13 protein-coding genes and 5 pseudogenes are annotated in these 14576 nt (G+C 56.8%); all 18 read right to left on the bottom strand.

What is annotated here, in order from left to right; genetic code table 11:
• Positions 1–88: 88 nt before the first annotated feature.
• Positions 89–652: an imm11 family protein gene (locus tag ACTHN9_RS17370; protein ID WP_440538012.1), complete on the bottom strand. Its 564-nt coding sequence runs from the start codon at positions 650–652 to the stop codon at positions 89–91.
• A gap of 10 nt (positions 653–662) precedes the next feature.
• Positions 663–1202 (bottom strand): annotated as a pseudogene (locus ACTHN9_RS17365) (RHS repeat-associated core domain-containing protein); the annotation flags it as partial.
• Positions 1203–1437: 235 nt separating this feature from the next.
• Positions 1438–1908, bottom strand: a complete 471-nt coding sequence (locus ACTHN9_RS17360) for a hypothetical protein (protein ID WP_440538011.1) — start codon at positions 1906–1908, stop codon at positions 1438–1440.
• A gap of 69 nt (positions 1909–1977) precedes the next feature.
• Entirely contained in the window at positions 1978–3534 is a 1557-nt protein-coding gene (gene tnpC / locus ACTHN9_RS17355) for an IS66 family transposase (RefSeq protein WP_440538010.1), read from the bottom strand.
• 33 nt (positions 3535–3567) lie between these two features.
• The gene (gene tnpB / locus ACTHN9_RS17350; RefSeq protein ID WP_440538009.1) at positions 3568–3918 is read right to left on the bottom strand and encodes an IS66 family insertion sequence element accessory protein TnpB; all 351 of its coding nucleotides are present in this window, start codon (positions 3916–3918) and stop codon (positions 3568–3570) included.
• On the bottom strand, positions 3899–4384 hold the full coding sequence (gene tnpA, locus ACTHN9_RS17345) for an IS66-like element accessory protein TnpA (protein ID WP_440538008.1): 486 nt from the start codon (positions 4382–4384) through the stop codon (positions 3899–3901). Before tnpA ends, tnpB begins: the two co-directional genes overlap by 20 nt.
• A gap of 375 nt (positions 4385–4759) precedes the next feature.
• Positions 4760–4927, bottom strand: a pseudogene (locus ACTHN9_RS17340) (RHS repeat-associated core domain-containing protein); the annotation flags it as partial.
• Positions 4928–5131: 204 nt separating this feature from the next.
• A complete protein-coding gene (locus ACTHN9_RS17335; RefSeq protein WP_440538007.1) occupies positions 5132–5767 on the bottom strand; it encodes a hypothetical protein in 636 nt (211 codons plus the stop codon).
• On the bottom strand, positions 5764–6033 hold the full coding sequence (locus ACTHN9_RS17330) for an AHH domain-containing protein (protein WP_440538006.1): 270 nt from the start codon (positions 6031–6033) through the stop codon (positions 5764–5766). The genes ACTHN9_RS17335 and ACTHN9_RS17330 overlap by 4 nt, the downstream gene beginning before the upstream one ends.
• Positions 6034–6153: 120 nt before the next feature.
• Positions 6154–6318 (bottom strand): annotated as a pseudogene (locus ACTHN9_RS17325) (RHS repeat-associated core domain-containing protein); the annotation flags it as partial.
• A 140-nt stretch (positions 6319–6458) separates the two neighbouring features.
• A complete protein-coding gene (locus tag ACTHN9_RS17320) occupies positions 6459–6896 on the bottom strand; it encodes an NTF2 fold immunity protein (protein ID WP_440538005.1) in 438 nt (145 codons plus the stop codon).
• Positions 6897–7347: 451 nt separating this feature from the next.
• A pseudogene (locus tag ACTHN9_RS17315) lies at positions 7348–7522 on the bottom strand (RHS repeat-associated core domain-containing protein); the annotation flags it as partial.
• A gap of 123 nt (positions 7523–7645) precedes the next feature.
• Positions 7646–8188: an SMI1/KNR4 family protein gene (locus tag ACTHN9_RS17310; RefSeq protein ID WP_440538004.1), complete on the bottom strand. Its 543-nt coding sequence runs from the start codon at positions 8186–8188 to the stop codon at positions 7646–7648.
• Positions 8182–8406 carry an HNH endonuclease gene (locus tag ACTHN9_RS17305; protein ID WP_440538003.1) on the bottom strand — a complete coding sequence of 75 codons (225 nt, stop codon included), beginning with the start codon at positions 8404–8406 and terminating at the stop codon, positions 8182–8184. The genes ACTHN9_RS17310 and ACTHN9_RS17305 overlap by 7 nt, the downstream gene beginning before the upstream one ends.
• Positions 8407–8489: 83 nt before the next feature.
• Positions 8490–8735: pseudogene (locus tag ACTHN9_RS17300) on the bottom strand (RHS repeat-associated core domain-containing protein); the annotation flags it as partial.
• A gap of 304 nt (positions 8736–9039) precedes the next feature.
• The gene (locus ACTHN9_RS17295; RefSeq protein WP_440538002.1) at positions 9040–9654 is read right to left on the bottom strand and encodes a hypothetical protein; all 615 of its coding nucleotides are present in this window, start codon (positions 9652–9654) and stop codon (positions 9040–9042) included.
• On the bottom strand, positions 9651–13979 hold the full coding sequence (locus tag ACTHN9_RS17290; RefSeq protein ID WP_440538001.1) for an RHS repeat-associated core domain-containing protein: 4329 nt from the start codon (positions 13977–13979) through the stop codon (positions 9651–9653). Before ACTHN9_RS17290 ends, ACTHN9_RS17295 begins: the two co-directional genes overlap by 4 nt.
• Positions 13976–14437, bottom strand: a complete 462-nt coding sequence (locus ACTHN9_RS17285) for a DcrB-related protein (RefSeq protein ID WP_440538000.1) — start codon at positions 14435–14437, stop codon at positions 13976–13978. The genes ACTHN9_RS17290 and ACTHN9_RS17285 overlap by 4 nt, the downstream gene beginning before the upstream one ends.
• Between the last annotated feature and the right edge of the window lie 139 nt (positions 14438–14576).

Genomic DNA, 14576 nt, shown 5'->3' with positions numbered 1-14576 from the left:
CGACACATATTGAGAAGGGAACGGCATCGCGCGCCCCACCGTATGCCCGTCCTTGATCGTGAGCACGCCGGAGCAATCCACTACCCCATCACGCAGCCGGCGAAGTTGCCAGAGGAATTTTCGTGAAATCAAATCCTTTCAATTCATTCTCTTCCACGGCCAACTTAAATTTCTCCGACACAAAAATGGTAGATGGCCTCTCTTTAATTCTAAAAACATCAACCCCACGAACTTTACCCTCCAGAAGAACGATTCGATTAAAGATCGTCGCACTAGGATAAATTTTAAATTTTGACGAAGCCACATCAACCGCATCGTTCAGTGTCCGCGTTACATGAAACCCAATCACCCCAGAAACTGGAGCCTCAACGGGAAGTCGCTGACCAGAATCATCGAAAAACCTTGATAGAAGCGAGAACGCTCTATCAGAGATAACAAGAAACGGGGAAAGCATCGTGTGCACGTCGCTATCCTTTTTCTTGCCAGACGTCCCCCACGATAGCTGCACCGGCACATAATCCGCACCAAATGGCTTCCCATATAGCGATGTGGCGCGGATGGCTATGCTCCTCTCATACTCCACCTCGTCATCTGCACCTACTTGGACCAACGTTCGAAACGAGTCATTCTGACCCAGCGCATAGATTTTCATAAGCCATCACTTATAAATCAGATAGGACAGACTTCCAAGGTGTGTCTCGTGTCGTACTCTGAAGTGTCGTTCGAATTTCCTGGATTTGATCAAGGACCGCCTGCTTTCCGCCTGCGTCTGCATCCTGCAGCAATTGGTTGACTTTACCGAAGTAGCTATTCGGATGCTTTCCGTTATGCAAAATCCCGGGCAGGCCATCCGTGTTGTTTCGGTTTGGCAAGAACACCCCATTCTCCTGTGAATCGACGTCGATCCCGCACTTTTTCAGAATGGCTCGGGCCGGCGCGGCTTCTTTCGAGGTGTCGCCGACGATATGGTGCGCTGCAGAGTTCGCCGGGCGCGTAATGCCCCCTCTTCCATATTCTTGCTCAGCCTTAGCGAACACCAGCCCCACGGATCGATCCACGACACCGGATTCGGCGCGTACCCATATAGGTTCGATCCACCCGCCAGCCCAATCGGATCCTGATTGATAAACCGCCCCACGTCCGGATCGTAATACCGAAACGTGTTGTAATGTAAGCCCCGTTTCCCGATCCAGATACTGCCCCTGCAAAGTTCGCCCGAGCTTTCAGGTAGTTCGTACAAGCCCTTCATTCCCTGGATGCAAGTCAACGACGCGCTGCTCGGACACCTCGGCTTTCTACCCGGCGAACGCGTCTACTTCTCCGTCGACTACATCAAACGGCACATCGCCATCGGGCAAGCGTTCGACTGACCTCCACAACATGAACGAAAGGCCGCGTCCGCGGCCCTACGCGCATGCCGTTGAGCACAGCACCTTTTCAACCGGCCAGCCTGATCAAGTCGAGAATGTCTTTAACGTATTTCTTCGCATTGGGGATTCTTGCCTTCTTGACATATTCATCAAGGTACTGCCGACCCTTAGCCCCCAACAGGAATTCAATGGCATACATCAGCAAGATTCCACGAGAGAAGCCGAGCACCTGTTCCTTTTGATCGAATTCCTCGACCTCTTCACCCTTCGGAAACTCCTGTTCAACAGCATTCTTCTTGAAGAACTCGATCTTCGCCACGCAGAAGTCGATAAACCTGTCGTCGTGCACTCGCACCAGTGTCTCGATGTCGCGCGGGCTCACGCCAGACGCTGCAACCCCGCCCTTGTCGAACTTGAAGATAACGTCATCGTATTGCGCATGGATCGATATCCCTGTTCGCTTGCGGATCTCATCGAGGCGCTCCTGATATCGCGGCGAAAAAGCAAACTCATACAGACCCTCAGCGTCGTCTACCATTTATCTATCCCTTTGATGACTGTAAGCGCGCAATAAACCACGGGCTTGCGGGAGGCGGCCGGCAGTGCGTTAGGCGGTAGGAGTGGTGAGACGCCATGGGAGCAGCGCCTCGTAATCGTCGACGCCCTGAGCAACTGGCAGCGCCTTGAACAACGCGAGCAGGTAGCCGTAGGGCTCGACGCTGTTTGCCTTGCAGGTTTCGATCAGCGAATAGAGGTTAGCTGCCGCATTCGCACCGGCGACGGTGTCGTAGAAGAGCCAGTTTTTGCGGCCGACCGTAAAAGGCCGAATCGCGTTCTCGCAAGCGTTGTTCGAGATCGGCCATGCGCCGTTTTCAACGTAGCGAATCAGCTTCGGCCACTGGCCCCTCAGGTAGCTCAACGCTTTGCCAAACGCGCTTTGCGGCAACACGGCATTCAACTGCCTAAGAAGCAGTGCCTGGATTTGCTCCAGCACGGAGCGACTCTCGCGTTGGCGCTCGAGCAGCCGATCCGCTGGCGCCATACCTTCGCAACGCGATTCAATAGCAAACAGCGTCCCGATCAATCGAATGAATTCGCTGACGGGATGGTCGCGTCCACGTTGAGCCTTCGGCAGATTCTCTTCAGCCTCGATCATGTAACGGCGCGCGTGCGCCCAACAGCCCAAATGAACGAGCTGGTTCTTGTCGGCGACATCGTTATACGGCTCATAGCCATCAGTCATCAATGCCGCGCCTGGCTTGATGCCAGCATAGAGCGCGGCGGCTTGCGCCGCGCAGCGCGTCGGGCTGTAGCTGAACAATCGAACCGGCGGACCGGTGCCGCTCATCTGCGCCCACATGTAGCTCTTGCGCTGCGCTGCACGCCCGGGCTCCTTCAGTACCTGCACGGTGGTTTCATCGCCATAGACGATGTCGGCGTCGAGCAGATGATCGCGCATCAAGTTGATCAGCGGCTGCACCGCCGTACCGACGCGCACCACGCTGGCAGCGAGCGTGCCACGCGAGAGATCCCCGCCGAAACGATGCAGCAGCGCAGCGATGCGATACAGCGGCAGCGCGTCGGCGAACTTGCTGACGACCACCCATGCAAGCGCCGATTCCGTGAGCAAGCCCTTCGGGATGATGCGCGCCGGTGCCGGCGTGACCTTGATGCCGAGATCGCAACAAGGGCACGCGTATTTGACGCGCTGATGCTGAATGACACGAACCTGCTGCGGCACGATATCGAGTTGCTCACTGATCTCGGCGCCGATCTCGACGAGCGTATGTCCGTCGTGTGCGCAGACGCGTTCCGATTCTGGCAGCTCGTGACGCACGATCTCGCGAGGGAGCATTGGGTCCAACGGCTTGCGCCCACGCTTCTTGCGTTCATGCGCGCCAACCTCGATGCTCTGTTCTGCTTCCGTCTCCTGCGCCGGTTCAGATCCCGTTGCGGCCGCCTCCGCTTCGTTTAAGAAGAGGTCGCGTTGCTCGCTCCCGCGCACTTCACTCTTGGCTGCAAAGAGCTGTCGCTGGAAGGCCTTGAGCTTCTCGCGTAGCAAATCACGCTCGACCGTCACCACGCGCAACTCACTCTTCATGGCAGCGAGTTCGGCGCGTAGCGCTTGCAGCTCGTCGGTGGGAGATGAGGGTGGTGGCGGCATCGCCGGATTAGACCAGCGATGCTGGTTCGCGTTTCAGGTCACGCGCTGATAATAGCGCGTCGGGTGCGCGCGCATCGCTTCGATGTCGATACCGTCGAGCAACCAGTGCAGTTGTTCGGTTCGCAGTTTGAGCACGGCTTCTTTGCGCGGCCACACGAAGCGATCCTGTTCGAGCCGCTTCATCAGCAGCCAGAAGCCGTTTCGGTCCCACAGTAGCATCTTGATACGATCGCGACGCTGATTGCTGAACACATATACGGCTTGCGCGAATGGATCGAGCTTCATCGATTGCTCGACGATGGCGGCAAGACCGTTGATGCTCTTACGGAAATCAACGGCATCGCGATGCACATAGACCTTCAGCTCATCGTGCAGCCGGAACATCGCACCTTCCAAGCGTTTCGATCATTGCCGAAAGCAGCACCGCGTCGTTGCCGACGCATTCGAGCTTGAGCGTAATGCCATTGGGCATCTGCACCGTCAATGTCGATAAAGCCGCACGATCCGCGGCTGGCGAAACAGGCATCGCGGCTTTGCGCTCGACGAGCGTGTGTTCGCTTGGGATCGTCACGACCGGCACGAACGCCGCTTCAGTGGCCGACGGAGTTTGGCTGTCGGTCAGCCGTTGCTGGTGCAGCTTGATCCATTTGCGTAGCAGGTTTGCATTGACGCCGTGCCTCAGGGCGAGGCCCGCTACTGATGCTCCTGGCTCAAGGCACGCCTCGACCAGCCGCTGCTTGGTTCGCCGATCAAAACGGCGCTTGCCGTCCTTGCCTACGGTGACGACCTTCAGGCACGACGATTCTGAGTGTTGTTCTGTCATAAGGTGTCCACTGAAATCAGTGGACATAGCCTGCACGGTCAGATCCCTGAGTGCTAGACGTCGATTCTTGCGCGCTTACTGATGACTCTCAGCAGATCTTCGCCCGTATGCCTGTATGGATCAACCGCTTCGTGCTGCCAAGGCGTTAGCTCACTGAGATTCGACGGCGCATGCACCCCAGCGCCTCCTACGCGTTGCGGTATGTTGGTGTGGTGCAACTCCAGCCAACGTTTTTGGTCGAAATCTGCCCTGTCGTTCTATTCATAACTTCCACGGTCATTTTGGGTGCTCTACCCGCCAACATCTCGTTGATGAATACAGCCCCGTCGGACTCTTGCTTTCGTTCTGGCCAACAGCTTTCCAGTAGTTCTTGCGCTCCGTACTCCAGCAAGCCCAGCCTTACGGATCTATCCATGTCAGCGGATTTGCCGCATATCGATACAGGTTGTTCCCACCCGCCAACCCAATCGGATCCTGATTGATGAACCGCCCCACGTCCGGGTCATAGTACCGAAACGTGGTGTAATGTAAGCCGGTTTCGCGGTCCAGATACTGCCCCTGAGCCTTGAGAGACGGGCAGGCGTTATCGCCAATGCTTATGCGGCCCCCGGCATTTGGGGGTGCCAGCATCCGCCCCTTACCGCCAGCGCGTCAGCTTAGCAAGCCACGCAGAGCGTAGGCGCGGAAACCACACGCGCCGCAGCGGGCCGCCGTGGTCAAAGTGCGGAGCCACGCGCCGATCAAGTGCCGTTACCCGCCGCAGTCGGACAAATTCTAAATTCCGTCAAATGCATCATATTTAATTCCATTGGAAAGTCTAACAAACGTTGGACCAGATAGGCGAACCTCCTTGCTAATCCTGATAAACTCTTCGCTCACCATGATCCAGCCCGTTTCAGTACACGTGTAAAGAGGCGGGGCATTATTATCGCCTCGGAAAATAAACCGATCGATTTTCCCATATCTCGGATGATTCGTAGAAGGAGCCTCCGGCATGGGCCTACCAGTTTCCAAGTCGACCATCACTTCATACTCGGATTGCGAAGAATCCATCATACTAGCCCCCTCCTTGATTAAAATAATATAATGCTCACCATCAATCTTCTTTTTCTTCCTACCCCCACCGAGCAAATCGAACGGAATCGCCCGATATCGAGCACCGACCACGTCAAGCACTTCGATAAGCTTCTTAGATCCGCAAATATGCGGATTGTACAACCAGCAATCGACCTCAAACTTGTCGCCCGGAATAGTGCATTCATAGTGCTGCCTGACGTCGCGCGTATAGGTCGATGGGTCCAAAGGATCCCATTCGAATTCTTCAACATTCCACCTGGCGTCCACAAAGTATTCAGCGCCATTTTGACCAACATTGTATTCAAGTTTATAAACATTTTCCACTTTATTCATTTCAATGCACCAGCAATAGGATCAATCGCATACTTACCATTCATCAAACCCTCGGCAGCATTATCCTGAATTTGTCTCATCCCTAGCACCAATTGAGTATCACTCAATCCCGGAGCGGCTCTATTCAATGCCGCGACTTGACTTTCGATGTCAGCGGAATAGGCTGGATGTTGAGTCCAATGTCCTGGCAATCCTGTCTGTGCTGCTAATTGCCTATCACCGGGTAGGAAGATACCGTTAGCTGCTCCATCTCCCTCAAACCCCATTCCACGAAGCCGTGGCAAACATCTTTGCGAATCTAGGGTCCTTCATGACCTCTTCTGGAACCAAATGATGGTTCCCAATCCTGTCCTCCGGGCGAGCCCCATGTTTCGCCCCACTTTGGACGAACACCATCCCCACGGATCGATCCATGTCAGTGGACTAGCGGCGGATCGGTACAGGTTCATCCCACCTGCCAACCCGATCGCATCTTGATTGCTAAACCGCCCCACATCCGGATCGTAATACCTGAAGGCGTTATAGTGCAGCCCCGTCTCCTGGTCGGGATATTACTCCAGGAAGCACAGATTCTGTGGCCTCGGCGTAAGGCAAGTGAAATTTGGGTGGACGATGATTCAAGGGCTGCTAAGCGAAGCTTGACTCAACAGATTTCCATAATCGCCGATGCTCGATTTCGACGGTGTCCGCCTTATAATGTCTGATTGATCCACTTATCCTTGTGCACGCTAAATATTTCCTTCTTATCCAGGCGCCAGCCATTCTCCTTCCAAACCATGGTGTATCGGCGATCCTCCGAAAAATCGCCGATTTCCGGATGAGTCCATTTTGTTGAAATTACCACCTTGGATTCGCCAACTGGTTCGGAAGATATGAACTCCTCGGCTGAGAGGTCGTATTCTGGTGGAAGCTCTGCGCTGGGTCCTGCAAGCCGCCCCGTTTTTCGATCTCTTTCCGTCAGATATTCGTCATAGATCGCCTTCAATTCAGCTTTCGCCAACGACCCGTTCTTTTCTGGGCCGCCATTCTCTGGTCGATACAGATCGAAGGTCTTGACCTCCCATTCATGCATCTTCTGCATGAAGCTAGCGAGTAGAGTTCTCGCGCTTTCCAGTTGCCGCTCATCCATTGTTTGATTCCCTCAAGGGTTAAGAAAGATACGTTGGAACACCGAGCGTCCCTGATCGGAAACCTTGTAATCGACACTGGTGGGGGAGTACCGCCATTGCCGTAGTTGAACGTCTGTTCGACGTCTACGGAGCGATTTGTCTTGGGCACATAGTCTACAACGCGGCCTTCGAATACCTGAAAATCACCGCGCTTTGTATGCGGGTCCTGCGGGAAGACATAGCGTTTGCCGCCGCTTCCGCCAAGCTGCGAGCCGCGTATATGTCCCGCGTCGTCGGTCGAGTTTCCCAACGAGCGTGCCCAGCGGCGCGATGACGCATTGAACGCTTGCGTATCATCCAGAACGCGATAGCCCTGCATCTTGATCTTTACAATAGCGTTCTGGCCTTCCCCGGCCCGGTACAGCCCATTGTCGGAATAAATCGACGCTCGGCACCCGCGGCGCCCATCCCATGGATCGATCCGTCTCACCGGATTCGGCGCGTACGCATACAGGTTCGATCCACCAGCCAACCTAATCGGATCCTGATTGATGAACCTCCCGACGCCCGGATCGTAATACCGAAACGTGTTGTAACGCAGCCCCGTCTCCTGCTCCAGATACTGCCCCTGAAACCGCAAATTCTGCGGCCTCGGCACACAGCAGTCCAGGTCGTAACACAAATCGTCACTCGATACCACACCGCTTGCCAGCGCCTGCATTGCCCATTATACTTAATCACGACTTCCGCGCGGAAAGATCCATCCATTTTAGAATTTGAGATTCACCTTTACAGAACGTGGGCCATTATCAGGCGGGTCCTCCTTCGTGAGACGATCAATAAAATCTCGCAGATTTTTAGCGATCATTGTCAAGCCATCGCTACTCGGGGGTAATCCAGGCCCGACCTCGCTTTCATGATCCCAAAACCCGACGGATTGACTGCCCAATGGGCGAATTTTCAGACACACTTGGTTGCCTCCTGGCGCTTCTCCTATTGGTATCCAGTCAGCCGGAATGCGTCCCTTATATGTCTCAAACATTTCGAGCATTGTTGCGCCGTATTTGCTTGAGAGCCCGTAGAGCACCTCCAAAGACTCAGTGCCGTCGTCAGCAGCCCATGGTGACGGCTCGTCAGAGTGAAATTTGATGAATGAATTGAATTCGATATCTGCTCCGAAATGCAGCAACAGCTTTCTATAGTCGTCCGGAAGCGGGCCAAGCTCAACCTCCAAGGCGGTCAGTAGCTGTGCCTTCCTCTCTTCCGGCACGACCATCTGTTCAGCTCCGAGTTGCGTAAGTTTGTCTAACATCGCGACTTCCTCATATCTGCCGCCGATCCCGTGTGCGGGACATTCCCATGGAGATCGGATGGGATGAACTGAATCTCAGTCGTACTCAAATGGTGAAACGTCAGCCCCTTCTCCTTCAATAGATTCTTTGCAGCGTTGGCACTCGTTCCCTTGATGCGGGCCGAACTCGGCGTAAACTGCGGGGAAATCTCCACGTGTTCCGTTAAGTACCCCTTCATCGAAGGTTAGCGTACCCTTTGACCATGCTGACAAATCGAGGCGGCCTCCCTGGAAAGGAATTGGGCCGCCCCTGTGACGGCATTTACCTTCGCATTGTCGGAGTACCAGTTGCTGTTCCCCGTTCGCCATCCCAACGACCGTTGGAACGCGGTAGTCTGTCGACCGCCCAGCCCCACGGATCGACCCACACGATCGGATTCGACCATACTGATGCAGATTGTGCCCACCGAGCAGCCCAATCGAATTGATTGATGAACCTTCCGATGTCGGGGTCATAGTACCGAAACGTGTTGTAATGCAGCCCCGTCTCCCGATCCATATACTGCCCCTGGAAGCGTACGTTTCACCGATGGCAGCTTTCAGGCCGCCATCTACTCGGTATGTTCGTTGTAATTATGGCGAGTCGAAGCTCTGTATAACACCGATGACCTTTGCGTACCGCATAATATCGCTACTGCCGCCCTAGAGCGCATCGTACCGGATGTAATGTTGCGCTCCCGTTGGCAAAGAGGGCGATGCCTAGTTCTGGGCCGAATACGCGCGCTTCAGCGGGCCGGACATAACACTTACGGCCGAGCATGGTGTAACCTATCACCAACATACGTCTGAGCAGCTCTACATCTGCTTCAACTTCACTGAAAACCAAATGATTCATATCTAAAGCTCTTATCGATCAACTTAAACTCCACCCCCCTCACACCTCGGCTTTCGACTTGATCTTTAAAATCCTGCGTACAAACGCGCTCATTTCCAATCTCTGGAGCCATAAAAAATGGAGGTCGCCGCAAATCGTTGAAGACAATATTTTCAAGCACATCGAACTTTGGAATCCCAGGAAAGAACGGATTTATCTCATACCCTCCCCCATCCATTCTCATCATTCTCTGATGCAGAGTTCTCTCCTCATCTACGATTGAGATGAAATCATTCAATAGAAGGAAATAAAACTTGTCATCAAGCGTACGGCCGTTCAGAACAACATCTAACGGCACCAGCTGACAGTCTACGCTCGCCTCTTGACAGATATCTGCAAATTTCTCGCTGACGATTGGCGTGACACTCCTAAAATAATCGACATCGATTTCCTTCAGTCGCTTCCACGTCACCTTCATCGTGAAATGGACGTCGATTTTCGGCGCAACCGAGACATTACTCCACGGAAATTGGATATCCGGAGTGAACTCCGCCTTTCCAATCCAATCATTCAATTTTGGCGAAACGATATAAAGCCTTTCTTCTATCATCAATTTAATCTTCCCGTTGTCGGATCAACACTAAATGCACCGCTTTCCAAACCGGCTCGAGCCTGCGCTTGAATTTTTCCAATCCCCAATACAACTTGGCTATCAGTGAGCCCTCCAGACTGATACATATCATTCAAGGCGGACACTCTTGCTCTAATAGCGTCTGTGTATTGCGTGTGATTCGACCAATGCCCCGGCAGCCCAGTCTTTCCGGCCATACTTTGGTTCCCCGGCAAGAAAATTCCGTTAGATGCCCCATCTCCGTTGAAACCTGATCTCTTCGCATTTGCGAAGAGATCTTTGAATTCCTTGTCCCTCATGACTTCTTCCGGGATAAGATGGTGATTGGCCATCTCGTCGCCCGGACGGGCGCCCATGTTCTTACCAAGTTTAGTTGAACACCACCCCCATGGATCAATCCACGAGATAGCGTTGGGCGCGTATTGGTAGAGATTCACCCCACCCGCCAGCCCAATCGGATCCTGATTGATAAACCGCCCCACATCCGGATCGTAGTACCGAAACGTGTTGTAATGCAGCCCCGTCTCCCGATCCAGATACTGTCCCTGAAACCGCAAATTCTGCGGCCGCGGCACCGGCGGCAACGGCTGCGGCGCCGGCTGCAGTTTCCCCCACTCCGGCGCCGGCTCTGGCGGTGCACGCCGTATCCACTCCTCCCGCACCGCGTTGCCCCACACCTTATACCGCGCCTGCCAGATCAACTCGCCCTCGGCGTCGGTCATCTCCTCCGGCAGCCCCGACACATCCGTGTGGAAATAATAAACCTTGCCCTGCCCCGCGCCATCGTTGGCTGCCGCCCTCGCGCTGTCGATCCGCGCCAGCGGCACGTAACTCCCCGCTTCGTACAGGTACGTCAACGCCTCCTGGCCCTGCCGGTCATGGTACGTCTCCTCCACCAGACGCATGCCGTCCCATAGGAAGTCCGTACTCGCATAATCGCCATTGAGCTTGCGAATGCGCCGACCGAATGCGTCGTATTCGAAGTGCGTCCTCGAAATACTGCCCGGGGCCTTCGTCACGACCGTCCTCAGTTGATGCCAGTCGTCGTACTCGAAGCTTTGCTCCTTCGTCAGCCCACGCCCGCTCAGCTTGCGCGATAACCGTCCGTACGCGTCATACTCGAAGCGCTTGTCTTCGAACATTTTCAGCCGGTTGTGCTCGACATAGCCGCCCGGGTGATCGCTCGATACGAGGTTTGCCGCCGCATCCCAGCGAAACACTTCCGAGGGCAAGCCCGGCCCCGTCGCCTGCTCGATACGTCCCGTCGGATCGTAGCGGTAAGACACCATGCCGTAACGCTGATCGCTTTTTTGGATCACGTCCCCAGCCGCGTCGTAGCGCCATTGCTTCGCCAGCAGCGCATCGTGCGAGACCCCTTGTTGCGCCGTATGCCGCGCACGCCTGCCTACGCTGTCGTAACCGAACCGGCTCCTCAGCTTGCCCTGCGTGCGCAATACCTCGCGGTGCAACTCGTCCCGTTCGATGTCCGCGATCGCCGCACCGTCGAATCGGATTTGGTGGACATGGCCCGAACCGTAGTGCAGCCAATCGATCTTGCGCTCGCCCGAAATCGTCGTCGATACGCGATTGCCCAGCTCATCGTACGTGTGCGCGAGCCAGCCCGTCGGCGTGTATTCCTCCACCACTTCGCCACGCACACCGTATTTCAATTTCACGCGGTTCTTCAGCGAAGGCTTGCCCGCCTCCATGAGGTACAGCTCGCCCGATGTGATCCGGCCCGCGCGGTCGTATAAATACGCACACCGTTCGCGTGCCGTCTGCTTGGCAATCAGGCGCCCCAATACGTCTCGCTCGTATTGCGTTTCCAACTGCCCGTCCCGCACCGAGATGCCCTGCCCACGAACATCGTACTCGTACGCCCGCCTGCGGCCGTCCAGTCCAACTTCCTCCGTCAACAAGTCGCGACGATCGTAACGAAACCGATACGTTTCGCGATTCTCGTTCGTCAGCGTCGCAAGCCGGAACGCGTCGTCGTATCCGAACTTCACGACGCGATCGGCGGCATCGGTCCGCGACAGCAGCAAGCCACGTGGATTCAGTTCGTATCGCGTACTGCGCTGGTTCGGGTCGATGACCTCGACCAACCGTCCAGCGCCGTCGTACCGAAACGCCTGGCGAGCACCGTCGGCCGTCACGATCGACGTGACACGCCCCATCGGATCGGCCTCGTAAGCCGTCTCCTTGCCCGCGGCATCCACGACGCGGGCAAGCGCTCCGCGTGCGTCGTAGGCAAAGCGCGTCGTTTTGCCCGAGCAGTCGGTATACGCTGTCAATTGCGCCCGAGCGTTCCACTCCAAGTACTTATAGCCGCCCCGGGCATCGCGAATCGTATGCACCAAGCCGCGGTCGTCACGGTGATATTCGGTCGCAAAGCCCGCCGGGTCGCGCACCACCGTCAGATTGCCGCGCGGATCGTATCGATAAATCCAACGCGCGTTCGTCGGATCGGTTTCGCCAACAGGCAGGTCGTAAAAAGCGTTCCACTCCGTGCGCTCGATCTGCCCAAGCGCATCGATGCGCGCGGTTTGGCGGCCTCGTTCGTCATATTCGTACTTCGTGACCTGCCCGGCCGGGTCGGTCGTGCTAACCAGTTGCCGCTTCGCGTTCCACTCGAAACGCCATACCTGTCCCTCGCCATCCGTGTGGCTGGTCGGTTGACGATCTTCGTTCCAGGTCCAGCGCGTGACGCGGCCCGTCTGATCGGTAATCGCGACGACGCGTTGCGCGGTGTCGGCATCGAACGTGTAGGCCTCGCCGTCGTCGGTCCAGTGACGCACGACGCGCGCATCGCGCCCTGTGCCCTGCCACGCATAGAAGCACTGCAGGCCGCCCGGCAACCGATGGCCGGTCATCAAGCCGTTTTCGTAGGTGAAGTGCCGCCCGGTGTAGCCGCCGCGATCCGTCACCGAAGCCAATTCGCCGGCATCGGTATAGGCGTACTGGACTAGCGTTTCAGGCTGCTCGCCATCGACGCCGCGCGTCAACGCAATAGACGCCACCCGTTGCGGGTGCGCCGACGAGTAGGCGAGCGATAGGACCCGGCCCGCGCTGTCGTGCAAGCGCACAGGGCGAGCCCCTGCCATCGCAGGCTCGCGCTCGACTTCGATCCAATTGCCGTTTCGATCTTCGAGCCGCCACAGCTTGAGCGCTTCGGTGTCCGCATCGAGTGTTCGCGCGCGTCCGAAGTCGCGATACACGCCGTCTACCGTCTCGACCACGTAGTGGCCGCCCATCGTACAGATCAGGTAGATGCCCTCCGGCACGCTGAAGTGGCTCTCGCCCGGCTGCACCGCCGGAAAGACGATGTCTCGCCCTTGTTCGTCCCAGTAGGTGATCGATGTGACGGCTCCGTCGCCGCGCGCAAGCTGTAATTCGACGCTGATCGGCACGCTCCAACCGCGGCCGAACAAGCTGTCGCCGCGGTCGTCGTGGCTGCTGTAGAACCGGCGCCAAACGATCGGCAGCGGTCCCGATAGCGCGAAATCGGTGTCGTCCGTCCCATCCAGAATCTTGCCGCCGGTAATGACGTTCACCGGGTGGCCGGCCGAAGGCCGGAACAAGCTTCCGATTGCCGTGCCGACGATACTCGCGCCGAACCCCATCGCCAAACACGGCAGGCGGCCTTTGAGGAAGTCTCCCCACGTCATCTTGCCGCGCCCACATAGGGCGAGCGCGATACCGATCATGGCACCGAGCGCGGCAACCCACTTGCGCGCCGGCGCGACCTCGCGCACGCGCTGCGTGCCGCCGCCGATGAAGACGTTATCCGAACCGGCCGCAATCGTCCCATCGCAGGTGATCTTGTCGCCCACGCGGGCGGCCGGCTGGTTGTTGATGTAGACGTTCGTCGAGCCATCCGCGATCATCTGCGGCCCGGAATGGTTCTGGCACGCCACCGTATCGGTATCGGCGGCCTGGGCCGCCCGTGCAGCCGGCCGGTTGTTGATGTAGACGTTGCCCGAACCGCTGGCAATCTTGCCTTTGACTTCGGGCGGCGCAATCGCGTTGCCCAACGCCTTCGCGGCATGATCGATCTTGTCGTTCAGTCCCGAGCCTTCCATCGTGGCCGCCACACCGACACCGATGGCGATCACGAGCGGCGTAGCCAAGCCGCCAGTGCCGACCTCAAGCGCGGCCGCCACCGTGATTTCGACCGCCGTCGTCAACAGGCTTCCGATCGCGATCCCGCCCAGGAGCGAGCCGCCCATACTGAGCAAATCCCCGAGCAACGATGTGTGCTGTATCGGATCTTGCTCGCGCGCGGCCGCGAACTGTTCGCTACTCACGATGCCTGCCCCGAGCCGCTCAGCAAACCGGGTTGCGACGTGCGCGGTTGATAGCTTGTCAGCATCTGCTCGGCCAGCGTGCGCTGTTCATCCGTGAACGGCGACGCACACGTGAGCGTCATGACGAGCATGTGCCCCGCGTCGTCGGACGGGAAGACGGTTTGAATCTGATGCCTAAGCTTGCCGTCTAACTCGTGCGTCGCTTCGATCTGCACACCGGGCCGGCCGCCCACGGTCACCACCTGACGCGACCGCTCGACCAACTCGGGCGTCTCCCGGCTTGCCAGCTCCCATTCTCGGGTAATGAATGCGTCGACCGTTTCGCCCTCGCGCAGCGCGCCGCGGGAGATGACGAGATTCAGCCCGCCCGGGCCGACGTTCATCATCAAGATGTTGACGGTGCGGTCCAGTGCTGCGTCGGGGAGATCGAACGTGCCTTCGTGAATCGCGTAATGCATGATCGGACAACTCTCTTGAATGGGGTTATTTGTTCAAATCGATGCGCTGGCCGTTGACGGTTATGCCCGAGTCGTCCATGAGAATGACCGAACCGTTGTGCTGCAGTTGAATGCCTTCCGGCGCGAGCATGATGAAGCT

Origin of the sequence: Trinickia sp. (genome assembly GCF_051953405.1) — a bacterium.
Classification (GTDB): domain Bacteria; phylum Pseudomonadota; class Gammaproteobacteria; order Burkholderiales; family Burkholderiaceae; genus Trinickia.
The sequence above is the reverse complement of the archived record's forward strand: the minus strand, read 5'-3'. Positions and strand labels throughout refer to the sequence as shown.